Source organism: Methylobacterium sp. J-001 (assembly GCF_022829565.1).
In the GTDB taxonomy this organism is placed as follows: Bacteria; Pseudomonadota; Alphaproteobacteria; order Rhizobiales; family Beijerinckiaceae; genus Methylobacterium.
The window spans coordinates 15,407-39,570 of sequence record NZ_JAKSYN010000084.1; the positions used below are offsets into that span (position 1 = coordinate 15,407).

Below are 24,164 nucleotides of genomic sequence, written 5' to 3' on the forward strand. Positions count from 1 at the left end.
GCTCAGCGCGATCCGACGAGGTTGGGCAGGGCGTGGGTGAACCAGGGTATGAACGCCACGGCGAGCACGCCGAGGACGAGCACGATGAGGTAGGGGATCATCGCCCGGCTGGCCGCCTCGATGCGGCTCTCGGCGACGGCGCACGCGATGTAGAAGCCAATGCCGATCGGCGGGATGAAGATGCCGATCCCCATCGCGAGGATGATGACCATCGCGTAGTGGATGCTGTCGATCCCGTACTGGCCCGCGATGGGGATCAGCAGCGGCCCGAGGATGATCAGCGCCGGTAGCCCTTCGAGCAGCGATCCGACCACGACGAGCAGCGCGAGCGAGCCGATCAGGAACGCCGCCCGGCTGTCGCCCAGCGCGTGCAGGAGCGAGATCAGTGCGACCGGCAGGTTCGCTGCGGTGAGCGTCCAGGCGAACGAGCCGGCCGCGGCGATGATGAAGAGCACCATCCCGGACAGCACCCCGCATTCCACGACGATCCGCACGAGATCGCGCAGCCCGAAGGCGCGGTACACGCCGCAGGCCAGGATGAGACCGTAGAGCACGGCGACCGCCGATATTTCCGTCGGGGTGGCGAAACCGAAGCGGATGCCGACGACCATCAGGACCGGCATGACGAGCGGCAGCGTGGCCGCCCCGGCCGCCAGGGCGAGTTCGGGTCCGGTCGCGCGCGGCATGCGCGGTGCCCCTTCACGCACGGCCAGGACCCAGTTCAAGATCATCAAAAGAACGGCGATCACGGCCGCGGGTAAGAGGCCGGCGATGAACAGTGTCCCGATGGAGATCGGCGCGACGGAGCCGAGGACCAGCATCGCCAGGCTCGGCGGGATCGTCTCCGACATCGCCGCAGAGGCTGCCAGGACCGCCGCGCTCCGCTCGGGCCCGTAGCCCTGTTTCTTCAGCTCGCCTCGCAGCACCGAGCCGACCGCGACGACGTCGGCGACCTTCGATCCGGAGATGCCGGACACGAGGTAGATCGTCAGGACGACGACCTGGAGCAGACCGCCCCGCAAATGGCCGACGAGCGCCATCGCGAAGCGAACCAGCCGGAGGCTAATCCCGCCGCGTTCCATGATGAGGCCCGTCCAGATGAAGAACGGCAGGGTCAGCAGGATGAAATTGCCCGTCCCGTCGACGGTGTTCTGCGCTGCTGCGATCAGCGGCGCCGTGCCGGTCAGCTGGAGGAAGAACAGCGAGCCGAGCAGCATCGCAAAGCTGACCGGTAGACCGAGGAGGACGGCGGCGAAGAACAGGACCAGCATCAGGCCGAGCGCCGCCTGTGGACCGGGGCGCGGGATGGCCGGCAGCGCGGTGATGGCGAGCACGATCGAAACAGTGACAGCGACGCCGGACAGCGTGCGCCAGGCGAGGGCAGGGCGGTAATCCGTCGCGAACCGCTCGATCGCAAACAGGACGACGAGCCCCATACCGACGCTGAGCGGGACGACGAACCACGCGGCGCTAATCTGCAGGATCGGGGTCGTGGACAGTGCGGTGATCGATAGAAGGTCGAGGGAGACGTAGCCGACCGTGGCCGCGGTCACGAGGACGAGACCGTCGATCGCGATCGCGACGGGCTCGCGCCAACCGGGCGGCAGCAGCTGGCGCACGAACTCGACGGTGGTGTGATGCTTGGCCCGGTAAGCTAAGGCGCCCCCGATGAAGGCAAGCGTCGTCAGGCAGAGCTTGGCTGCCTCGTCCGCCCACAACAGGGACAGATCGATCGTCGAGCGGGCGGTGATGTCCCAGAGGATGATCCCAAGTTCGCCGACGAGCGCCACGACCAGGAGGGTGCGGCAGAGCCACTCGACGAGGTCGAGCCCTCGACCGTACAGGCGGAGCGCGGCGTAGGGCGACAGGGCGAGCGTGGTCGGTGTCCGCTCGATCGCACCGCGGGCCAGCGCGGGCTCTCCGGCGGCCACGGGGCTAACCCTTCCTGACCTCCTTCATCACGGCATCGACCAGATCCGGCCCGATGATGTCGCGGAACTGCTTGTACACGGGCTCGACCTGCTTGCGGTACGCGTCTTGATCCACCGGCAGGATCGCCAGGCCCTTCGCCTTGAAGCGTGCGGCGGTCTCGTCGGTCGCCGCCGCGATCGTGGTGCGCCAATCGCCCGTCAGATCTTGCGCCGCCGCCCTGATCGCGCTTCGCGCTTGCTCAGGCAACGCGTCGAGCTTGGCCTTGCTCGCCATGAGGACCCCGACGTTGTAGACGTGATTGGTTGTATTGATCGTTCGCACGACCTCATCGTGCTTGCCGGCCGCGACCGAGATCATCGGCGTCTCGATAGCTTCGATCGTGTGCTGCGATAGCCCGAGATAGACTTCCGTGAGGTCGATTGCGATCGGGTTCGCGCTGAGCGTGCGGAACATCGCCGCGAAGATCGCGCCGGGTTGGACGCGGATCTTGAGCCCCTTGATATCAGTCGGCTCCGGCACCTTTCGCTCGACGGTCGATACGACGCGCCAACCCCAGTGGCCGTAGGACAACCCGTAAATGCCCTTGGCGGGCATGAGGTCGAGGAGTTGGCCGCCGATCGGCCCGTCCAGGACGCGCTCCGCGCTCTTGGCATCGGGGAAGAGGAAGGGCAAGTCCACCACTTGAAACCGTGGGAAGAGCGGCCCGATGAACCCAGAGGTGTGCGCACAAAGATCGATGATGCCGGTCTGCATGCCGGTCATGATGTTGGTGCCGCTGCCGAGCTGACCGATGCTGAACACCTGGATTTCTACAGCGCCGTCCGTCCGTTTGTTTACGTTCTCGGCAAAGCGCTTCAGCACAGCGTAAAGCGGATGCGCCTGCGTGTCGGCGAAGGTGAGCTTCAGTGTGTGGGTCGGTGTTGCGGCGAAGCCCGATCGTGCCAGGAACGGCAGGGCTACCGGCGCGCCGAGGACGGCACCTGCGAACGTGCGGCGACTGATCAAGGACGTTCCCTCGTTCCCTAGGCAGGCCTATTGGCTGGCCAACCACTTATTCTTCGGCCCATTTTTCTAGGCCGCGGATTGATCGCGAGGATGTCCCCGGCCGGGGTGCCCGTCAATCATGCCCTACAGGCAGCAATGTACATCGGGTGACAGTTGGCTCCTGAATTTTAGCCGCTGATCCGGCGGCGCATCGTTTCCTCTATCAATTGCTGGCTTGCGCGCCCCGCAACCATATTAGACCAGACCAAGCGGACCAATTAAGGTAATCAATCCTAAGCACCAGATGCTTGCATCTTATACGATAGTGTAGACTTTCCCCATAATGTCCGGACGAAACATCCAGACCTGCTAGATCGTTGGATCTAGGAGATCATTCCGCTCTCAGACAGGAAGCTCCTTATTCGCGGTCTCAGGAGCCATCCAGATTGTCGGCAAGCCAATGAGATAGATTAGCGAGATGATTGCCAGAGCTTCCGGATACGATCCTGTCACGACCACGAGGCTGCCGACGATCGTCGGCCCGAGAGCGCCTAGGATGCGCCCGAAGCTAAAAGCGAAGCCGGACCCGAAGGCCCGGCGGCGCGTCGGAAACAGCTCGGGCAGCCAGATCGTGTAGAGCGCGAACACCGCGTTGGTAAAGAAGCCGACGAGCGGCAGCAGCGCGATGAACAGCGTCACGCTGTCGAGCCAGACGGCGGCGCCGAGATAGGCCACGAGGTTGATGGTGAAGGCGCCGAGGAAGAAGGCCGTGGCCGTCCGGCGGCGGCTGCCGAACCATGTCGCGATGAACGGCATCGCGAGGCAGCCGATCAGCGTGCCGATGTTGGTGATGATCCCACTGATCGCCGCCACCTTCTGGGCGGCGGCGGGCGTCGAGCCGGCGGCAACGAGCTTGCTGATCACCAGGGTCGGTGCCCAGTAGGTCGAGGACCACAGGCCGAGAATGATGCAGGACATCATCAGCCCGGCCGCCCAGGTGGAGCGGCCCTGCGGCCCCGTGAACATGGCGGCGAGGCCCGGCTGATCAGGGCCGGACTCGGTCCGCGCCTGCTGTGCCCGCGGCGGCTCCTGCACGGTGGCGCGGATCGCCACCACGAGGAGGGCCGGCAGCACGCCCAGGAAGAACATGCCCCGCCAGCCGATCACCGGGGCGAGGAACGAAGCGGCCGCGCCCAGCAGCAGGCCGGTCGGCGTCGCGGTGTGGAGCCAGCCCGCGAGGCGCACGCGCTGATGCTCGCTCACCGATTCGTGGAGCAGCGGCGTGCCGGCCGCCCACTCGCCGCCGACGCCGAACCCCGCGCAGAACCGGAACACCGCGAAGGAGACAAGCCCGCCCGCGAGGCCGCAGAGCCCGGTGAACACCGAGTAGACGAGGATCGTCAGGCACATCACCTTCACGCGCCCGATCCGGTCGGCGAGCCAGCCCCAGAACATCGAGCAGGCCCAGCCGAGCATGAAGATCGAGAAGAAGTAGCCGCCATAGAGCGCGATCGTGCCGCGGGCGGGCTCTATGCCGCCGGCCGCGAGGAGGTCCGACACCGCCGGGACCAGCACGAAGATGTAGATGGCCGAGTCGAAGCCATCGAGCATCCAGCCCGCCCAGGTGATCCAGAAAACCCGGGTGCTCGATGTCATCCGTGCGGCTGTGGGCGTGCGGTCCGGGACCGCGGCGAGGCTCAAGCGGTCCATGGACGTCTCCGATCCGGCATGGTGTCCTCCCCTGATGGCCGCCCGGTCTCTGCGCCGGGCTGGCGGGTCATCAGATCACGCGCTTCTCCCGCAGGTCCGCCACCGCCTGCGCGTCGAAGCCGAAGGCGTTCAGGATCGCGTCGCTCTGCGCGCCGAGATCGGGCGCCGCTGTCCGCACGTGCCCTTCCGAGCGGGACATCCGGATCGGCTGGGCGACCAGACCGATGGGCCCGAGGCGCGGGTGCTCCACCGTCTCGGCCATGCCGAGATGCTGCACCTGCGGGTCGGAGAAGACCTCATCCATCGTGTAGACGGGGCCGCAGGCGATCTCGGCGGCGTTCAGGGCCTCGACCCACTGGGCGGCGTTCCGGGTCCGTGTCACCGCGGCGATCGCCTCGGCGAGGTCGTGGCGGTTGCGGCTGCGGGCCGGCTGGTCAGCGAAGCGCGGATCCTCGGCCCATTCGGGATGGCCCAGCACGCCGCACAGGCGCCGCCACATGGCCTCGCCGATCGGCGCAATGTTGACGTGTCCGTCGGCGGTCGGGAACGCGCCCATCGGGCTCGCGGTCGGATGGTGGTTGCCGATCTGCGGCGGGACCTCGTGGTCCATGGTCCAGCGCGCCGCCTGGAAGTCGAGCAACGCGATCTGGGCCTGCAGCAGCGAGGTCTGGATCCACTGCCCCTGGCCCGACTGCTCCCGCTCTAGGAGCGCCGTCAGGATGCCGAGGGCGCAGTACAGGCCGGCGCTCGAATCGGCCACCGCGATGCCGGCCCGCACCGGCCCCCCGCCGACCTCGCCGGTGATCGACATCAGCCCGCCCATCCCCTGCGCGATCTGATCGAGGCCGGGGCGCATGCGGTAGGGGCCGTCTTGCCCGTAGCCGGAGATGCTGGCGTAGACGAGCCGGGGGTTCTCGGCCGCCAAATCCGCGTAGCCGATGCCGAGGCGGTCCTTCACGTCCGGCCGGAAGTTCTCGACGAGGACGTCGGCCGACCGGACGAGTCGCTTCAGCACGGCGACGCCCTCGGGGTGCTTCAGGTCGAGGGTGAGGCTGCGCTTGTTCCGGTGCAGGTTCTGGAAATCCGAGCCGTCGCGGTTGCCGCCGATCCGGTCGCCCCCGGGGGGCTCGATCTTGATGACGTCGGCGCCCCAATCGGCGAGCTGGCGCACGGCTGTGGGCCCCGAGCGCACGCGGGTAAGATCCAGTACCGTGAAGCGGCTCAGCGCGGTGGCAGAGGGCATGGGCGTCTCCCGGTTTCGCGTGACGTGGAGGTCGGGCGCCGCTCAGCGGCCCTTGAAGTTCGGCGGCCGCTTCTCGCGGAAGGCGATCGGACCCTCCCGGTAATCCTCGCTGGCGAAGCAGGCCTTGATCGCCCGGTCGATGGCGGCAAGCGCGTCCGGGCCGGGCTCGGTGGTGGCGGCGTCGATGGCGAGCTTGGCGGCCGCGATGGTCAGCGGCGCGTTGGCGGCGACGCGGGTCCCATAGGCGCGGACCTCCTCCTCCAGCGCCTCCCTGGGCACGACCCGGTTGATCAGCCCCATGCCGAGCGCCTCGGCGGTGTCGAACTGGCGCGCCGAGTAGAAGATGTCCTTGGCGCGCGAGGGCCCGACCACGTCGACAAGGCGGCGCATGCCGGCGTAGCGGTAGCCGAGCCCGAGCTTGGCCGCGGGAATGGCGAAGCGCGTGCCCTCGGCGGCGAAGCGCAGGTCGCAGGCCAGCGCCAGGGCGAGGCCGCCGCCGATGCAGTAGCCCCGCACCATGGCCAGCGTCGGCTTGGAGCAGGTCTGGATGATCGCGGTCGCCGCGTCGGCGGCGGCGTTGTAGGCCATCTGGGCCTCACCGGAGCCGCGCTTCGTCTCGAACTCGGAGATGTCGGCGCCGGACACGAATGCTTTCTCGCCCGCGCCCTTCAGCGCGACGATGCGGATCTCCGGATCCTCCGCAAGGCCGGCGATCGCTTCGGGCACGCCACCCCACATCTCGAACGTCATGGCGTTGTGCTTGGCGACATTGCTGAAGATCAGCCAGCCGATCGGCCCGTCCCGCTGCACGATGAGTTGGGGGTCTGCCATGGAATCAGTCCTCGGTCGGTTTGGCTGTGATCGTCACGGATCGGGAACCGGTCGCGCGCGTCGTCCCCGCTTGTAAGGCTTCCCGCGACCCGCTCCGGATCGAGGCTCGCGGTGCCGCCTTCCTTCAGGAACAGCGTCGTAATGAACGTGCAGGCGATGCAGGCACTGACGTAGTAGAAGAACAGGCTCTCGTAGCCGAGATGCTTGAACCAAAGGCCGACATACTCGGCGCTCCCGCCGAACAGGGATGTCGCCAGGGTATAGGGCAGGCCGACGCCCAGCACCCGCACGCTGGTCGGGAACAGCTCCGCCTTCACCACCGAGTTCACCGAGGTGTAGCCGGACACGATGACCAGCGCGATCATCAGGAGGGCCAACGCCGACCACGCGTCGTGGACGCGCGTCATCGCGGTCATCAGCGGCACGGTGCCCAGCGTCCCGAGCACGCCGAAGGCGAGCAGCAGGGGCTTGCGCCCGATCCGGTCCGACAGCGCCCCGAGCAGCGGCTGAAGCAGGGCGAACACGAACAGCGTGGTGCAGGAGACCAGCGTCGTCTGGTCCCGCGTCAGCCCCGCTGAGTTCGACAGGAAGCGGTGCATGTAGACGGTGTAGGTGAAGAACGCGACCGTGCCGCCGACCGTCATGCCGGCGACCAGCACCAGCGCGCGCGGGTTGGAGAGGAGCCGCAGGGTTGGCCGCTCGGGCAGACCCCTGCGCTTAAGCGCCTTGAACTGGTCCGTCTCGTCGATGTTCCGGCGCAGGGCGTAGCCGATGACCGCGCAGGCCGCCCCGATGGCGAACGGGATGCGCCAGCCCCAGGCGGCGATCTGGTCGGTGCTCAGGAGACTCCGCATCACGACGAGCAGGAAGGTTGCCAGCAGCTGGCCCGAGATCAGCGTCACGTAGTTGAAGCTGCTGAAGAATCCGCGGCGGCGGGGATCCGCGATTTCCGTCAGGTAGACGGAACTCGCCCCGTACTCGCCACCGAGCGACAAGCCCTGCAGCATGCGCGCGAGGAGCAGAACGGCCGGCGCCAGGATGCCGGCCTGCGCGTAGGTGGGGCAGACCGCGATCAGCAGGGAGCCCGCGCACATCAGGGTCACGCACAGGCTCAAAGCGGTGCGCCGCCCGTGCCGGTCGGCGTAGACGCCGAAGATCCAGCTTCCGAGGGGCCGCAGCAGGAAGCCCAGGGCGAAGATCCCGGCCGCGTTGAGGAGTTGCACGTTCGGCGAGTCGCCGGGGAAGAATTGCGGCGCGAAGTAGAGCGAGAACGCCGTGTAGATGTGCAGATCGAACCACTCGATCAGGTTGCCGACCGACCCGCCGAGGATCGAGGCGACGCGGTGGTGAAGGGCAGGGCGAGCCTCCCCGAGGGCGGTGTCCGTGGCGAGCATCGCGGATCCTCCGTTACCGTGTCGCAGAGGCAGCGCAGCGCCGCTCGAAGGCGGGGGCGAGCAGGGCCTGCACGCCCCCCAGGAAGGCGACTCCGGCCAGGAACAGGAGGCCGTAGGTGAAGTGCCCCGTCGCGTCCTTGATCCAGCCGACGAGGTAGGGGGGCAGGAAGCCCGACAGGTTGCCGAGCGCCGTCACCATGGCGATCGAGCCCGCCGCCGCCGGGCCGGGAAAGCTCTCCGTGTAGAGGGCGAGCGACGGGCCTTTCAGCCCGTAGATCCCGATCATCACCACGCAGATCGCGGCGAACTGCGCGAGCGGCTGGGCGAGCCAGACCGAGGCCGTGAGGCCGGCGGCGACCAGGAAGGTCATGGCGGCGGTCGGCACGATCCGGTCCGCGTGCCGGTCCGACCACCAGCCGCCCAGCACCATGGCCAGCGTGCCGAACGCGTAGGGGATCGCGGTCACGAAACCGGTCTGGGCGTTGGTCAGGCCGGCGGCCTTGATGATCTGCGGCAGCCACAGGCTCAGGCCGTAGCTCGCCGTCGTGACGTTGAAGAACAGGAGCGCGTAGAACAGCACCCGCGGATCGCGGATCGTCGCCCAGACGTTCCGCGCGGCGTGCGCCCGGACCGGCTCGGTGGCCAGCGTCCGGCGCAGCCAGTCCCGCTGCTCGCGGCTCAACCATTCGGCCTTGTCGGGCGTGTCGGTCAGGACGAACAGCAGCAGCACGCCGAGGACAACGGCCGGCAGCCCCTCGATGATGTACATCCACTGCCAGCCGGACAGGCCGAGCCACCCGTCGAGGCCGAGCAGCAGCCCGGAGATCGGCGCGCCGACGAGGCTCGAGACCGCCATGCCAACCAGCATGATGCCGATGCAGCGGGCGCGGTAGGCCTTCGGGTACCAGAGCGAGGCGAACAGGAGCAGGCCGGGGAAGAACCCGGCCTCCGCGACGCCGAGCAGGAACCGGGCGATGCAGAACGAGACCGGCCCGGTCACGAGCGCCATCCCGGCCGAGATGAAGCCCCAGGTGATCATGATGCGAGACAGCCAAATCCGGGCGCCGACCCGGCCCATCATCACGTTGCTCGGATACTCGAACAGGAAGTAGCCGAGGAAGAAGATCCCGGCGCCCCAGCCGTAGGCGGTGGCCGAGAGGCCGAGCTCCCGGTTGGCCGTCAGCGCCGCGAAGCCGACATTCACCCGGTCGATGAACGAGACCATGTAGGCGACGACGAGGATCGGCATGAACCGTCGGTTGATCCGGCGGATCGTGTCACGCTCCAGGTCCGTCACCGCGTCCGACCGCATGCCGTCCTGTACGGCGAGGCCGGCGGGGATTGCCCGCGTGTCCATGCGCTCTCCTCCCTGGAGGCCGCCGGCCGATCTCGCGGCTCTGGCGGGTGTGTTCTGGCGGCGCGGACGCCTAGTCCGGCCCCGGCGGTCCGAGCCCGAGCCGCGACACCGCCTCGGCCGGGGCCGTGTCGAGGGTCCGCAGGGTCGCGAGGAGATCGGCCGCTGCCGCCGCGCCCACAGCGGGCGCGGCGAGTTCGCGGAACTTGTCGGCCAGCTCGTCGTCGGTGAGCGGCGCGTCCGGGTCGCCCTTGCGGGTCGGCTGCCGCTGCGTGAGGCGGCGCCCGTCCGTCAGGGTGATGGTCACCACGGCCGAGCGCCGTCCCGGGAACGCGGCCTCGCACTCCGGATCGACCACCATCGCGACGCGGCGCATCAGCGCCTGGACCCGCGGATCGGCGAGGCGCTCCGGCGAGACCGCATCGAGCCGAACGCTGCCGTGGACCACGGCGCTCGCCACTGTGAAGGGCGTCGAGAACCGCCCCTCGAAGGGCGTTGCGACCGCGCGCCGGTCGGTGACGTCGAGGGCCGTCCGGTAGGTGCCGATGGTAATCGCCGCGATGGCGTCGAGGTCGAGATTCGGCCGCAGCGCCAGGGCGGCGTCGATGGCCGCGAAGGCGTGGCCGCAGCAGCCGTGGTTCTTGAACGTCATGGCGCAGATGTTGTAGCGGCGCCCCAGATCCTCGACGGCGCGCGCCCAGTCCGCGCCCCGGCTCATCGCGGCCCCGAACCCGGCCTCACCCTCCAGCACGTCGAGGGCGCCGGTGACGCCGCGGCTGGCCGCCAGGGCGGCGAGCGCTCCGGCCTCCGCGGCGTGCCCGGCATGGAGCGGCTTCGACATGGCGTCGGAGCGAAAGGCCTGCTGAAGCCCGGCCGCCATCGTGGCGGCGGTGGCCAGCGCGTGGGCCATGCGCCCGGCATCGAGGCCGAGCAGGGCAGCGGTCGCGGCGGCGGCCCCGAAGGTGCCGATCGTGCCGGTCGTGTGCCAGTAGCGATAGTGCGACGGCTGCACCGCCACGCCGATGCGCGTCGAGACCTCGTAGCCGATCACGATGGCGCGCAGCAAAGCCGCGCCGTCGGCGCCGGATGCCTGCGCGGCCGCGAGCGCCGCGCCGATCACCGGGCAGCCGGGATGGTAGATCGCATCGCGAAAGATGTCGTCGAACTCGATGATGTGCGAGGCGGTGGCGTTGATCAGCGCCGCCGTGCGTAAGGGCCCTCGGCGCCCGGTGCCGTACACCACGGCTCCGCCTTCCGCCCCGAACTCGTCCGCGAGCGCCGCGGCCAGCAGGGTCGCGGGCGGGAGCTGCGCGCCCGGCAGGAGCGCGGCGAACCAGTCGATCAGGGCGCGCTTGGCGTGGTGCAGTACGTCCGCCGGCAGCGATCGCTCGCACTCGGCGGCCGCGTAATCCGCCAGCGCCTCGATCACCGTGCCGGGGTGAGCCGCGGTCACGGCGATCAATCCCGGTAGGTCGGGTCGATCCGGTCGAGTTTGCGCAGGAGCGCCGGCCATTCGAGCACGCCGAACGGGCGGCGCACCTCGGGCCGGTAGAGGTGGTTGGTCTTGGCGATGACCTCATCCGACGGCAGGACGAGGTCAGTGCTCGCCGCCATCGCCATGAGCTGCGCCTTGCAGGCGAGTTCCGCGCGGTAGATGTTGCTGAAGGCCTGCGGCACGGTCGGACCGACCACAAGCAGGCCGTGGTTGCGCAGAATCATCAGGTCGGCCTCGCCGAGATCGTCCACGATGCGCTTCTGCTCGTCGAGATCGACCGCCACGCCCTCGTAATCGTGGTAGGCGACGGTCGAGAAGCGCATCGCCGTCTGGGTCATCGGCAGGAGGCCGCACTTCATGGCGGAGATCGCCATGCCGGCCGGCGTGTGCGTGTGGATCACGCAATCGACCTCGTGCCGGGCACGGTGGACCGCGCTGTGGATCACGAAGCCGGCGCGGTTCACGCCGTAATCGAAATCGGGCTTGTCGACGATGTTGCCGTCGAAATCGATCTTGACGAGGTTCGACGCCGAGATCTCCTCGTAGAGCAGCCCGTAGGCGTTGATCAGGAAGTGCTCCGGCTCGCCGGGGACGCGAACCGAGATGTGGTTCGCGATCATGTCGGTCATGTCCCAAAGCGCGACCAGCCGGTAGCAGGCCGCGAGGTTGACCCGCGCCTCCCATTCCTTGGGCGAGACCCGATCGCGCATCGAGGGCAGGTCGAGGTCGTAGCGCTTCCCCTGAAGCTCGGCGATGCCGCTCGTCATCCGCTCCTCCCGTCTGTCCGGCGCGGGTCCCGCGGGATCCGGCGCATCAGCGTGCGTTGACCGGAGGGTCGCTTACTTCCAAAAAATTTACAACCGTGAATTTTTAGGATCGGCGAGAGGCGGCCCGACGATGGTGCGCAGGCTCGCGAGGATCCGCTCCCGGTTCGGCTCGAGCCGCGACAGGGGGCCGGCGACGCCGAGGACGGTGGCCCGCCCGTCGGCCATCTTGGGTGCGAGCACCGCCATGGTCCCGGCGCCCTCGGTCACCTGATTGGCCGACCACGCGAAGCCGGCGGCGCGGACCTCCTGGAGGCCGTCCCAGAAGGCATCCAGGTCCAGCGTCACTCCGGCGCGCCGGTCGAGTTGACGGACGAGGCGGGCGATCGCGTCGCGGGACTGGTGCGCCAGCAGCATGCGCCCGGCGGCTGTGGAGTGGATCGGCCGGAACGTGCCGGGATGCAGGTGATAGCGCAGGAGATGGCGCGCCTGGACCACGTGAATGTACTGCACGTGGAGGTCGTTCTGCATCCCGAGCACGACGGTCTCGCCGGTCGCCTCCTGCAGCGCCTCCATCAGGCGGATCAGCACCCCGTCGCGGAACACGCAGGCCTGAACCCAGGCGCCCAGCATGGCGACCCGCATGGTCGGGCTGTAGGTGCGGCGCTCGAAGTCGTACGAGAGATAATCGACGGCGAGTAGGCTCTTGAGCAGGGCCAGGGTGCTGGAGGCCGGGTAGCCCAGCGCCAGGGCGATCTCAGTGAGCGATTGCGGGCATTGGACGCGATCGAAATGCTCCAGCACCTCGACCACGCGGCGGGCCGACTTGACGGCCGCGCCCTGCGCCTCGGGCGGGATGTCCGCGCGCAGGGTCACGAGGGCCGCACCGCGCTGCGATTATTCACATCTATGAAACGCATGATCCGGCCTGTCCGCCCGCCGACCAGCCGTTGATACCGGAAGGCGCGGGGTCCCGGTAGCATCGCCGCTCACGGGAAGCCGTAGAGCGCGGCCGGGTTGTCCACCAGGATGCGGCTCAGGGTTTGGTCATCCGTCCAGCGCCGCAGCGCCCGCAGGAGATCCACATCCGACGGGACGCCCCGGTCGGTCGCGCCGCCGAAATAGTTGATGTGCGGCCAGTCGCTGCCCCAGACGAGCCGCTCCGGATTGGCCGCGATCAGGGCGGCCGCGAAGGGGTCCACGTCGTCGTAGGGGGGACCTGCCACGGTGAGGCGGTCCGCCCCCGAGATCTTGGTCCAGGCCACCCCGTCCGCCACCAGCCGGCACAGCCGTGCGAAGCCCGGATCGTCGATGCCCCGGGCCGTGCTCATGCGGCCCATATGGTCGATCACCACCGGCATGCCGCAAGCGGCCAGCGCCGGCCAGAGCTCGGGCAGGTCCGGCGCGTGCAGCCAGGCCTGGAGATGCCAGCCCCGCGCCTTCAGCCGCGGCGCGAGCGCCCTCAAAACCTCCAGCCCCATGCCGTTGCGGTAGACCTGATGGCCGTCCCGCCGGAACAGGTTGACGCGCACGCCACGCACGCCAGCCGCCGTCAGGGCATCGAGTTCGGCCTCGGTGACGCCCTCGGCCAGGACCGCGACGCCGCGCAGGCGGTCGGGGGCCAGCGCGAGTGCATCCAGCATGGCGCGGTTATCGACCCCATAGGCGCTGGCGGTGACGATCACGCACCGCGCGAGACCCATGGCGCCGAGCTGACGCAGCAGGGCCGCGCCGTCGTTCTCCGGCGGTGTGTAGCTGCGGTCCTCCGCCAGGGGGTAGCGGGCGTAGGGCCCGAACACGTGGGTGTGGCTGTCGCAGGCGCCGTCCGGCAGCGCGAAGGTCGGCGGCTCGGGGACTTTCGGGGCGAGGCAGTCGCGGCTCATCGGCGTCCTCCAGCTTGACTCCGGCGCCTTTGATGGCTCGCCACGGATGCGGCCGCAATGCACGAATATGAATTTTTTGATGCAGCCTCGGCAGCGCCGAGGGAAAATACGGCTTCTGTCTACAACGAACCGTCGATCAGCAAAGATTCGGCTCTGTTACAGGTCCTGACGCCCAAACGGGTGTCCCGCTTCGTCATTCGCCGCATGCCTCGACGGCGCCGGGACGCCTGCACCTATAGACAGCGGGCAGCCAATCTTACACACTTGTGAAGTACGGGCTCAGACTTGGCTGTCTTGCGGGCGTCGGGACAACCGGCCCAGCACCGAACGGAAGATCGATGGCGTCAGGCGCCCAGAAACTGCCCGGCCACACGGAAGCGATCCCCGGCACGGCGGCCACCGAGACGGCCGCCGGCACGCGCCGGCGCGGCAAGCCCGTCGCGCTGGCCCTGGCGGATTACGAGGCGGCGGCGCGGCGACACCTGCCGCGGCCCGTGTTCGGCTACATCGCGGGCGCCGCGGAGACCAACGCGGCGCTCGACGACAATCGGCGGGCGCTTCGGGAGGTCGGGTTCGTGCCACGGGTCCTGGTTGGGGTCGGGGCGCGCAAGGCCGCCACGACGCTGCTCGGCCGGGACTATGCCGCGCCGTTCGGCATCGCTCCGATGGGCCTGAGCGCGCTCGCCGCCTATCGCGGCGACATCGTGCTGGCCGCGGCCGCGCGGGCGGCGCGGATGCCGATGATCATGAGCGGCTCTTCCCTCATCCGCATGGAGGACGTGATCCCGCACAACCCGGACGCGTGGTTCCAGGCCTACCTGCCCGCCGAGCCCGACCGGATCGCGGCCCTGGTCGACCGGGTGGCGAAGGCGGGCTTCGGCACGTTGGTCGTGACCGTCGACACCGTGATTTCCGGCAACCGCGAGAACATCACCCGCACCGGCTTCTCGACGCCGCTCCGGCCGAGCCTGCGGCTGGCCCTCGATGGGCTCTCGCGCCCGCGCTGGACCGCGGGCACGTTCCTGCGCACGCTGGTGCGCCACGGCATGCCGCATTTCGAGAACTCCTACGCGGTGCGGGGGGCGCCGATCCTGTCCGCCTCGGTGCTGCGGGATTTCGGCAACCGTGACCACCTGTGCTGGGACCACCTGCGGCTGGTGCGAAAGCGTTGGCGCGGCCGGCTCGTCATCAAGGGGATCATGGCGGCAGCCGACGCCGTCGTGGCCCGGGATCTCGGGGCCGACGGCGTGATCCTGTCGAACCATGGCGGCCGCCAGCTCGACGCGACGGTCTCGCCCTTTCGCACCCTGCCGGCGGTCGTCGCGGCGCTCGGCGGCACGATCCCGGTGATGATCGACAGCGGCTTCCGCCGCGGCACCGACGTGCTGAAGGCGCTGGCGCTGGGCGCCGCCTTCGTGTTCGTCGGACGGCCGTTCCTCTACGCCGCCGCGGTCGGCGGCCAGCCCGAGGTCGAGCGCGCGATCGCGATCCTGAAGGACGAAGTCGTCCGCAACATGGGCCTGCTCGGCGTGAACACCCTGTCCGAACTCGGACCCGACCGCCTGCACCGGATCCCCGTCGGGCCGACCCCGTGAACCTCCGAGGCGGCGAAGCACATGAGCAGTGAAGCATCACGGGACAAGGCGGACGAGCTCAGGCCGGACGTGCTGCTGGCGATCGACCTCGCGGCCTTCGCCCTCGACCGGCTGCAGGCGCACTTCACCGTGCACCAAGCCCTCACGCCCGAGGCCCGCGCTGAGGTCGCCGCGCGGGCGGGCGAACGCATCCGGGCCATCGTGACGAACGGGACGACGCCGATCCCGGCCGGCCTGATCGACGCGCTGCCGGATCTCGGCATCATCTGCGCGCAGGGCGTCGGCTACGAGGGTGTCGACCTGACGGCGGCCCGGGCGCGCGGGATCGTCATCACGCACGGCACCGGCACCAACGCGGCCTGCGTGGCCGATCACGCGCTGGGCCTGTTCCTGGCGGTGCTGCGCGACATTCCGCGGTTCGATGCCGCCGTGCGGGCGGGCCGCTGGCGGGAGGGCGGGACCGCCCGGCCGGGGGCGCAGGGCAAGCGCGCCGGGATCCTGGGGCTTGGCGGGATCGGCAGCCGAATCGCCCGGCGCTGCGCCGGCTTCGACATGGCGGTTCGCTACCACAACCGCCGGCCTGTCCCTGACGCGCCGTGGGACTACGCGTCGAGCCTGGGCGATCTCTGTGCCTGGGCGGACGTGCTGTTCGTGGCGCTGCCGGGCGGCGCCGCGACCCGCCACTGCGTCGGCCGCGCGGCCCTCGACGCCCTTGGCCCCACAGGCTTCCTCGTCAATGTCGGGCGCGGCTCGGTCGTGGACACCGAGGCCCTGATCGAGGCCCTGGGGGCGGGCCGCCTCGCCGGGGCGGCCCTCGACGTGATCGAGGGCGAGCCTGCGGTGCCGGAAGCCCTGTGCGCGCTGCCGAGCGTCGTGCTGTCGCCCCACATCGCCGGCCGCTCGCCAGAGACTCTGGAGGCGACAATCGATCAGGTCGTGGCCAACCTCGCCGCTTTCTTCGCGGGCGAGCCCGTCCTTTCGCCGATCCCCGAGCGCGCCTGAGCCGCGCGCTGCACGAACCGCCCGGAGTCCCGATGTCACCGAGAACCAATCCGATGCAGGCGAGCCGCCGGGCCCTGCTGCGCGGCGCCGCCGCTGCCATCCTGGGAACCGCGCCGTTGCGCGCCCTGGCGGCCACAGGCACGATCAGTCCGGTCATGGCGAAGCTCAGCGCCTACATGGCCGAGGCCGGGGACCGGGCCTTGCCAGACGCGGTCGTCGAGGCGGCCAAGCACCACATCCTCGACACGTTCGCCGCCATGGTGTCGGGCTCCGGCCTGCTGCCGGCCAAGGCCGCCTACAACTTCGCGGCCTCTTACGGCGGTTCGGGCGAGGCTACCCTCGTTGCTGCCAAAACGACGGCCGACCCACTCGTGGCAGCCCTGGTCAACGGCATGCTGGCGCATTCGGACGAGACCGACGACTCGAACGAGTTCTCGCAATCTCATCCGGGCGCGCCGATCGTGCCGGCGGCCCTTGCCGCCGCCGAGAAGTTCGGGATCGACGGAACGCGCTTCCTGCGCGCCGTGACGCTGGGCTACGACGTCGGCCCGCGGGTCACCCTCAGCTTCGACGCGATCCCGTTCCGCAACACCAGCCACAAGAGCACCCACGCTATCGCGGGCACCTTCGGGGCCGCGGCCGCCGCCGCCTGCGCCGCCGGGCTCGACGCACAGCGGATGCGCTGGGTGCTCGACTACGCGGCCCAGCAATCCTCCGGCATCGGCGCCTGGACGCGCGACACGCAGCACATCGAGAAATCCTTCGTGTTCGCCGGCATGCCCGCGCGCAGCGGCCTCACCGCGGCGCTGATGGTGAAGGCCGGATGCACCGGCATCGACGACATCTTCTCGGGTGCCGACAATTACTTCCTAGCCTACGCGCCCGATGCCCGCCTGGATGAGCTGACGGCCGAACTCGGCGCGCGCTACGAGATCGCACGCACCAACATCAAGAAATGGACCGTGGGCTCCCCGATCCAGGCGCCGCTGGATGCCCTGAGCAACATCCTGCAGCGACGTCGCATCGACCCCGAAGCGGTGACCTCGGTTGCCGTCCGCATGGCCCACACCGAGGCGCGGGTCGTCGACAACCGCGACATGCCCGACATCTGCCTCCAGCACATGGTGGCGATCATGCTGCTCGATGGGACGGCTTCGTTCCAGGCGGCGCACGATAAGGACCGCATGGTCGATCCGACGGTCCTGCGTCTGCGCACCAAGGTCCGGCTGATCCCGAGCGACGAGCTGGAGCGCCTCGAACCGGCGCGCGCTGCCATCGTGGAGATCGTGTTGAACGACGGGACGGTGCTGACCGACAAGGTGCTCGCGGTCCGCGGCACGGCCGACAACCCGATGCCGCGCGCGGAGGTGATCACCAAGTGCCGCGACCTGATGGCGCCGGTCCTCGGCGCGGACAAGACGTCCCGGCTCATCGAAGCCGTCCTCGCCCTCGAGACGGTTGGGACTATGCGCGATGTCGCGGCCTTGCTGCGCCTGAGCTGAGCGAACCCATGAGCGCATCAGGGGCGGTGCGTTCCGCGCCAGGCGACGAGAGCTGAGCCAGGAGGATCCGACGATGACGTTGAGCCGCAAGCGATTCCTGTCCGGCCTGGCGGCGCTCGGCGCCGGGATGAGTCTCCTGCCCGTCGCGCCCCGACGGGCCTTCGCCGCCGACACGCCGGCCGCGCCGGCCGGCACCGCCGAGGTGACGGCGGAGACAGCCGCGTTCGTGACTGCGACCTGCTACGAGGACTTGCCGCCGGAGCTGATCGCGCTCGGCAAGCAGCACATCCTCGACGCGCTCGGCCTCGCCATCGCCGGCCAGAAGGCCGCGACTGGCCCGATCGTGCATCGCTACCTCGCCGAGCTCGGCGTCCTGAACGGGCTGTCCACCGTGCTCGGAACGGATCAGCACGCCGCCCCGCGCTTCGCCGCCTTCGCCAACGGCGTCGCCATCCACGCCGACGATTTCGATGACACGCAGCTCGCCGTCGCGAAGGACCGCGTCTACGGTCTGCTGACCCACCCCACGGTGCCGACTCTGCCTCCCGCCCTGGCACTGGCGGAAGCCTTGAACAAGTCCGGCCGCGACTTCATGCTGGCCTACCATCTCGGCGTCGAGGTCGCTACGAAGCTCGCCGAGGCGATTGCGCCCCGCTCCTACGAGAGCGGCTTCCACTCCACCAGCATGTGCGGAGTGTTCGGCTCGGCGGCGGCCGCGGGGAAGCTGCGCGGCCTCGACGCCAAGCAGTTGCGCAACGCCTTCGGGGTGGTCGGCGCGGAGGCCGGCGGCCTGCGTGAGAATTTCGGTACGATGACCAAGCCGTTCCAGGCCGGCCACAGCGCCGAGGCGGGCATCGTGGCGGCCGACCTCGCGGCCCTGGGCTGGACGGCGGCCGAGGACATCCTCGAGGCCAAACGCGGCTTCTTCGCCGCCTTCGGGGGCGGCTGGGATCCCGGGGCAATCGTCGGCCGCCTGGGCCGGCCGTGGTCGCTGCTCTCGCCCGGCGTGTCGATCAAGCCGTATCCCTCAGGCTCGCTCACGCACCCCGCCATGGACGTGATGGCGGCTCTCATCGCGCAGCACGGCATCCGGCCGCAGGAGGTGGCTCAGGTCCGGGTCGGCACCAACCGGCAGATGCTCAACACGCTGATCCACCACCGGCCCAGGACGGGCCTGCAGGCCAAGTTCAGCATGGAGTACTGCATGGCCGTGCTGCTGGTGCTCGGCAAGGCGGGGCTCGGGCAGTTCCAGGACGACGTGGTCAACCGGCCAGAGCTGCAGGCCATGATCGACCGGGTCACCTTCTACAACAACCCGGACGCGGACGCGGCCGGCGCCGACAAGATGCGTAGCTACGTCGAGGTGCAGTTGACAGACGGGCGCGCCATCTCGGGTCAGGGTGACTTCGCCCGCGGCAGCCCGGAGAAGCCGATGAGCTTCGACGACACCGTGGCCAAGTTCGAGGGCTGCGCCGACTTCGCCGGGCTGCCGCGCGACCGGGTCGGGCGAATCGTGTCCGCCGTCCGAAAACTGGAGGCGGTCCCGGACATGCGCGCGGTCTGCACCGGCCTCTTCGCCTGAGCCTCGGCGGCATCCGCGGCGTCGCCTTGTGGTCGGCCGGCAGCGGGCCGATCCGTATCGGCGGCCTCTCCGTCCGTGCGAATGCTGGCGCCGCGTTTCGACGGCGAGGGGTGATGGAGCGGATCGACTTCCTGGGCCTTCAGGCCTTCCTCAGTATCGCCAACTGGGGGAGCTTCAACCGGGCCGCGGCCAGCCTCAGCCTCTCGCAGGCCGCCCTGAGCCACCGCCTGAAGAAGCTGGAGGACGAACTCGGCGTCAGGCTCGTCGCACGGACGACGCGGCAGGTGACGCTGACGCCCGCCGGCGTCGAGCTTCTGCCGAGCGCGCAGCGCATCGTCGACGAGCTGTCCCAGATCTTCGGAACCCTGCGGCGGCAGGGCCGCGAGAGCCAGGACGTCGTCCGCTTCGGCTGCCTGCCGACGATCGCCGGTCACCACCTGCCCGCCATCCTGCGGGGCTTCAGCGCCGCTCACCCGGGCGTGCTAGTGCGCGTCCTCGATCAATCAGCCACCGCGATCATCGAGCGCGTGCGGGCGGGCGAGGCCGAATTCGGCATCACCATCATGTCGGCGCAGCACTACGACCTCGACATCACCCCGATCCACCAGGAAGCCTTCGTGCTGGTGTGCCGGGCCGATCACGCGCTCGCAGACGCAAAGGTGGTGACGTGGTCCGAGCTGGACCGTGAAATTCTCATCAGGATCGGGGAGCAGACCGGCAACAACCTGCTCATCGCGGCGGGGCTGGGGGGACGCTACGCCGACGTGACCTGGGCCTACGAGGTGCACCGCGTCGCCACCGCCATCGGCATGGTGCGCGGGGGCCTGGGCGTGACCGTCGTGCCGCGCCTCGCCTTTCAGGCCGCCGAAGAGGGAAAGATCGTCGCCGTGCCGCTCCGGGCGCCGAGCATCGCGCGGACGATCGGCATCGTGACGCGCCGCAATCACACCCTGTCACCGGTGGCGGAAAGCTTGGCCCGGATGATCCGGGCGTACTTCAACGCGCTCTGACCGCGCCGCTCGCCCGGCAGGAAGGAACCGCCCGGATGGCATTGCGCCGGCATGCCCGAACCCGCAGGCATTATTCGATGACGCGCATGAATAGCCTCAATCTAATCATTTGTTTGCTCTGGCGGCCGGCGATAGCTCTGCATGCACAATAGTGCGCGAGAGGCGACGCACGCTCCGGGAGAGATGAGATATGGCGGCCGCAGCGCGATCGGGCCTCGTGGTGACAGCCCATCCGGGCGACTTCGTCTGGCGCGCTGGCGGCGCCATCGCCCTGCACGCACGCAAGGGCTACCGGATGAAGATCGTCTGCCTGTCGTTCGGCGAGCGGGGCGAGAGCCAATGGGCCTGGAAGAAGGCGGGCGTGCGGATCGAGGATGTGAAGGCCCAGCGCCGCGCCGAGGCCGAGGAGGCGGCCGGCATTCTCGGCGCCAAAATCGAGTTCCTCGACGTTGGCGACTATCCCCTGCGCGTCGGCGAGGCCGTCCTCGACCGGCTCGTCGACGTCTACCGGGAGGAGCGTCCGGCCTTCGTGCTGACCCACGCCCTGGAAGACCCCTACAATTTCGACCATCCGGTCGCCGCCCACGTGGCGCAGGAGGCCCGGGTGATCGCCCAGGCCGCCGGGCACAAGCCGGACCCGGACCGCAGCTACGCCGCGCCGCCCGTGTTTCTGTTCGAGCCGCACCAGCCGGAGCAGTGCAACTTCAAGCCCCAGGTCATCCTGAACATCGATGCCGTGTGGGAGACCAAGTTCCGCGCGTTCCAGGTGCTCGCCGCCCAGAAGCACCTCTGGGAATACTACACCCGCGTGGCGCTCAACCGGGGCGTCCAGGGCGGCCGCAACTCCGGAACCGCGATGACCTACGGGGAGGCCTATCAGCGCCTCTTCCCGATGACGCTGGAGGAACTGGCATGAGGACCGTCGTCGTCCGCAACATCCCCCGCGTCGCGCCGGCCGTCGCCGCGACGCTCGCCCGGCACGGCGTCTCCACGGTCCACGAGGCGCAGGGGCGTACCGGCCTCCTGAAGACCTACATGCGCCCGATCTGGGAGGGCGCCGCGATCGCCGGCAGCGCCGTGACCGTGCTGGCGCAGCCCGGCGACAACTGGATGCTGCACGTGGCCATCGAGCAGTGCCGCCCCGGCGACGTCCTGGTAGTCGCCTGTACGACCGACAACACTGACGGCATGTTCGGCGACCTGCTGGCCACCTCGCTGAAGGCGCGCGGCGGCGTCGGCCTGGTGATCGACGCGGGCTGCCGCGACGTGCGCACGCTCAAGGAGATGGGCTTCCCGGTCTGGTCGCGGGCGATCTCCGCCAAGGGCACGGTCAAGGCGACGCTGGGCAGCGTCAACGTCCCCGTGGTCTGCGCCGGCGCCCTGGTCCGGCCGGGGGACGCGATCGTGGCGGACGATGACGGCGTCGTGGTCGTGCCCCATGCCGACGCCGAGGCCGTCGCCGCGCAGGCGGACGCGCGGGCCGCCAACGAGGTCGCCAAGCGCGCCCGGCTCGCGGCCGGCGAACTCGGCCTCGACCTTTACGCGATGCGCGGGCCGCTGGCTGCCGCCGGTCTCGAATACGTGGACGATCCGCAGGACTGACGAACGCCGAGACAGAGGCCGGCGACCGTCCGCGAAGAGACGGTACCGGCTGAACCGTGCAGCCCGCCCGGCCGGCAGCCCGGGCGGCGCACGATCCAGTATGGCCGGAGGAGACGCGTCATGATGAAGCTCGGCTGGTACCACACGCTCGATCAGACCGAGCGCCGCACCTACTGGGCCTGCTTCGCGGGGTTCGGCCTCGATGCCATGGACACGACGATCTACGCCCTCGTCATCCCGGCGCTGATCGCGACGCTCGGCCTGACGCAGGCCGAGGCCGGATACCTCGCCACGGCCTCCCTCGCCGGGGCCGCGGTCGGCGGCTGGGCCGCCGGCATCCTGGCCGACCGGATCGGTCGGGTCAGGATCCTGCAGGTCACCATCCTGATGGTCGCGGGCTTCACCTGCCTGGCCGCGTTCATGAGCGACGTCTGGTCCCTCGCCCTCGTCCGCTTCCTCCAGGGCCTCGGCTACGGGGGCGAGGCCGCGGTGGGCGGGGTCCTGATCAGCGAGGTGATCCGGCCGGCCCTGCGCGGACGCGTCGCGGCCTCCGTCCAGAGCAGCTACGCGGTCGGCTACGCGATCTCGGTCAGCCTGCTTCCGGTCATCGCGTCCCTGTTCTCCGAGGAAACGGGCTGGCGCGTCTTCTTCACCATCGGCATCATTCCGGCAGGCCTCGTGTTCTTCATCCGCCGGCTCGTCCCGGAATCCGGCATCTACGCCGAGGCACGGGCGGCACAGCGCGCTGGCGTCGTGCCACCGCCATTCTGGACGATCTTCACCGGCCGGCACCTGCGACGTACGGCTGCCGCCGCGATCATGTCGACCGGCATCTTCGGCGGCGCCTACGTGATGATCACGTGGCTGCCGACCTACCTGCGCACGGCACTCGGCCTCTCGATCAAGTCGAGCACCGGCTACCTCGCGATGAACATCCTCGGCTCCCTCGTCGGCCCATTGCTCTACGGCTGGCTCTCGGACCGGATCGGCCGCCGCCCGGCCTTCATGACCTTCCTGGTGCTGCAGTCCGGGAATGTCGCGATCCTTCTGCTCGCGCCGATCGGCCTCACCACGACCATCGTCCTGAGCTTTTTCCTGGGTGCGTTCCAGGGGGCCCTGGCCTCGGGCATGCTGCCGACCTTCGCGGAGCTATTCCCGACCTCGATCCGGGCGAGCGGCCAGGGCTTCTGCCTCGGGGGCGGTCGAGGCTTCGGTTCGGTCGTGCCCGCCACGGTGGGCATCCTGGCCGCGAGCTTGCCGCTGGGGACGGCAATGGGCGCCTGCGCCCTCTGCGCCTACGGGGTCGCCTTCTGCGCGGCGCTGCTCATGCCGGAAACGGCCGGAACGGATCTCCACGACCAGAGTGGCGGCCAGGCATCAGCAGTCGGTCAAACTCAACACGCATCGCGCGTCGTGTCGGCCTAGATCTGCAACCGAGCGGCCGCGTCTCAACCTTTGGGGCTGAAAGCCGCTGGTCCGCTCTCGGCAAGGTTCGGCCGTAGAGGGTGCCCAGACTGCCGGCAAGCAAACGCTTCGAAAGCCCGAGAAGGGTCACGAGCGGCGGTTCAGACCGCGTGAGCCCAATGTCAATTTCAGCCCCCCCCAGAGCAGAAACCTTGACTGACGAATCGTCTGTTTCCGAAGTGCTCTTGACTTCAACTTGACGGCGGCAACAAGCGCATTGCTGAACGGCAGGTTTCGCGAACGTATTGCGGCAGCCCTGCGGCTTGCCTTCAGCTTCGCCTATCAGCCATCGTTTGAAGCCGTGAAGCGCGGCACGTATCGTTCTTCCGGCGTCTTCCAGACGCGAAAGAAGTCGAGCGGGTCCTGAGCGCCGATGAAATCCCTTGCAAGATCGATACGCGAAAGGATCTGCTCCTTATCCTCATTCGGGAGGCATTCCGCTCGCGCCCTGACGCCCTTTAGAAACTGCTCGATGCTGACGACGCGCGACCACTGGCTGATAATTTCCTGAAGCTCGCCCTGGCTGTCAATCACAGACTGAACTACCCGCTTACGATCCTCATCGCGCTCGCGCCGCTCCACCTCCTCTAACCATTTCTGACGGCGAATCTCAGCCTCGTGGTCCGCTTGCCTAACCTTTTCGATAAGGACGGGCGCCATCGCCTCAATTGCCTGAACTGGTCAGCCCCCATTGAAGTGGTCCGCCCTTTGGTATGGCTTTTGAGCCTGGAGGACGGACGAGATGGCAAAGCACCCGAAGCCCGAGGAGATCGTCGCGAAGCTACGTCAGGCGGACGTTCTGATTTCACAGGGCCAG

20 protein-coding genes are annotated in these 24,164 nt (G+C 69.1%); 8 read left to right on the plus strand and 12 right to left on the minus strand.

The window, feature by feature from the left end; genetic code table 11:
- Positions 1-2: 2 nt before the first annotated feature.
- From MKK65_RS09210 to MKK65_RS09260, 11 genes are all read right to left on the minus strand, one after another.
- Entirely contained in the window at positions 3-1,931 is a 1,929-nt protein-coding gene (locus MKK65_RS09210) for a TRAP transporter large permease subunit (protein WP_243924711.1), read from the minus strand.
- A gap of 4 nt (positions 1,932-1,935) precedes the next feature.
- Positions 1,936-2,937, minus strand: a complete 1,002-nt coding sequence (locus tag MKK65_RS09215; protein WP_243924712.1) for a TRAP transporter substrate-binding protein — start codon at positions 2,935-2,937, stop codon at positions 1,936-1,938.
- Positions 2,938-3,318: 381 nt separating this feature from the next.
- A complete protein-coding gene (locus MKK65_RS09220; RefSeq protein WP_243924713.1) occupies positions 3,319-4,626 on the minus strand; it encodes an MFS transporter in 1,308 nt (435 codons plus the stop codon).
- A 70-nt stretch (positions 4,627-4,696) separates the two neighbouring features.
- Positions 4,697-5,869 (minus strand): CaiB/BaiF CoA transferase family protein, encoded by a 1,173-nt coding sequence (locus MKK65_RS09225; RefSeq protein ID WP_243957197.1) that lies wholly within the window; start codon positions 5,867-5,869, stop codon positions 4,697-4,699.
- A gap of 42 nt (positions 5,870-5,911) precedes the next feature.
- Positions 5,912-6,700 (minus strand): enoyl-CoA hydratase, encoded by a 789-nt coding sequence (locus MKK65_RS09230; protein ID WP_243957199.1) that lies wholly within the window; start codon positions 6,698-6,700, stop codon positions 5,912-5,914.
- A complete protein-coding gene (locus MKK65_RS09235) occupies positions 6,649-8,094 on the minus strand; it encodes an MFS transporter (protein ID WP_243957202.1) in 1,446 nt (481 codons plus the stop codon). The genes MKK65_RS09230 and MKK65_RS09235 overlap by 52 nt, the downstream gene beginning before the upstream one ends.
- A gap of 13 nt (positions 8,095-8,107) precedes the next feature.
- Positions 8,108-9,451, minus strand: a complete 1,344-nt coding sequence (locus tag MKK65_RS09240) for an MFS transporter (RefSeq protein ID WP_243957204.1) — start codon at positions 9,449-9,451, stop codon at positions 8,108-8,110.
- A 70-nt stretch (positions 9,452-9,521) separates the two neighbouring features.
- Complete coding sequence (locus MKK65_RS09245) at positions 9,522-10,901, minus strand: MmgE/PrpD family protein (protein ID WP_243957205.1); 1,380 nt, start codon at positions 10,899-10,901, stop codon at positions 9,522-9,524.
- A gap of 5 nt (positions 10,902-10,906) precedes the next feature.
- Positions 10,907-11,710 (minus strand): class II aldolase/adducin family protein, encoded by an 804-nt coding sequence (locus tag MKK65_RS09250; protein WP_243924719.1) that lies wholly within the window; start codon positions 11,708-11,710, stop codon positions 10,907-10,909.
- A gap of 87 nt (positions 11,711-11,797) precedes the next feature.
- Positions 11,798-12,583 (minus strand): IclR family transcriptional regulator, encoded by a 786-nt coding sequence (locus tag MKK65_RS09255; RefSeq protein WP_243957206.1) that lies wholly within the window; start codon positions 12,581-12,583, stop codon positions 11,798-11,800.
- Between the two features lie 113 nt (positions 12,584-12,696).
- A complete protein-coding gene (locus tag MKK65_RS09260) occupies positions 12,697-13,590 on the minus strand; it encodes an amidohydrolase family protein (protein ID WP_243957207.1) in 894 nt (297 codons plus the stop codon).
- Between the two features lie 338 nt (positions 13,591-13,928).
- Here MKK65_RS09260 and MKK65_RS09265 point away from each other — a divergent pair, with 338 nt between their 5' ends.
- The 8 genes from MKK65_RS09265 to MKK65_RS09300 all read left to right on the plus strand — a co-directional run bounded on the left by MKK65_RS09265 (position 13,929) and on the right by MKK65_RS09300 (position 23,308).
- On the plus strand, positions 13,929-15,185 hold the full coding sequence (locus MKK65_RS09265; protein ID WP_243957208.1) for an alpha-hydroxy acid oxidase: 1,257 nt from the start codon (positions 13,929-13,931) through the stop codon (positions 15,183-15,185).
- Between the two features lie 21 nt (positions 15,186-15,206).
- Entirely contained in the window at positions 15,207-16,187 is a 981-nt protein-coding gene (locus tag MKK65_RS09270; protein WP_243957209.1) for a 2-hydroxyacid dehydrogenase, read from the plus strand.
- 32 nt (positions 16,188-16,219) lie between these two features.
- Positions 16,220-17,689: an MmgE/PrpD family protein gene (locus MKK65_RS09275; protein WP_243957210.1), complete on the plus strand. Its 1,470-nt coding sequence runs from the start codon at positions 16,220-16,222 to the stop codon at positions 17,687-17,689.
- A 73-nt stretch (positions 17,690-17,762) separates the two neighbouring features.
- Positions 17,763-19,271 (plus strand): MmgE/PrpD family protein, encoded by a 1,509-nt coding sequence (locus MKK65_RS09280; protein ID WP_243957211.1) that lies wholly within the window; start codon positions 17,763-17,765, stop codon positions 19,269-19,271.
- Positions 19,272-19,384: 113 nt separating this feature from the next.
- Entirely contained in the window at positions 19,385-20,281 is an 897-nt protein-coding gene (locus MKK65_RS09285; RefSeq protein WP_243924726.1) for a LysR family transcriptional regulator, read from the plus strand.
- Between the two features lie 190 nt (positions 20,282-20,471).
- Positions 20,472-21,197, plus strand: coding sequence for a PIG-L deacetylase family protein (locus tag MKK65_RS09290; RefSeq protein WP_243957212.1), 726 nt, complete (start codon positions 20,472-20,474; stop codon positions 21,195-21,197).
- A complete protein-coding gene (locus MKK65_RS09295) occupies positions 21,194-21,883 on the plus strand; it encodes a 4-carboxy-4-hydroxy-2-oxoadipate aldolase/oxaloacetate decarboxylase (RefSeq protein WP_243957215.1) in 690 nt (229 codons plus the stop codon). Before MKK65_RS09290 ends, MKK65_RS09295 begins: the two co-directional genes overlap by 4 nt.
- Before the next feature lie 120 nt (positions 21,884-22,003).
- Positions 22,004-23,308: an MFS transporter gene (locus MKK65_RS09300; protein ID WP_243957217.1), complete on the plus strand. Its 1,305-nt coding sequence runs from the start codon at positions 22,004-22,006 to the stop codon at positions 23,306-23,308.
- A gap of 321 nt (positions 23,309-23,629) precedes the next feature.
- On the opposite strand, the gene MKK65_RS09305 is transcribed toward MKK65_RS09300, so the two are convergent.
- The gene (locus MKK65_RS09305) at positions 23,630-24,007 is read right to left on the minus strand and encodes a hypothetical protein (RefSeq protein ID WP_243957218.1); all 378 of its coding nucleotides are present in this window, start codon (positions 24,005-24,007) and stop codon (positions 23,630-23,632) included.
- Between the last annotated feature and the right edge of the window lie 157 nt (positions 24,008-24,164).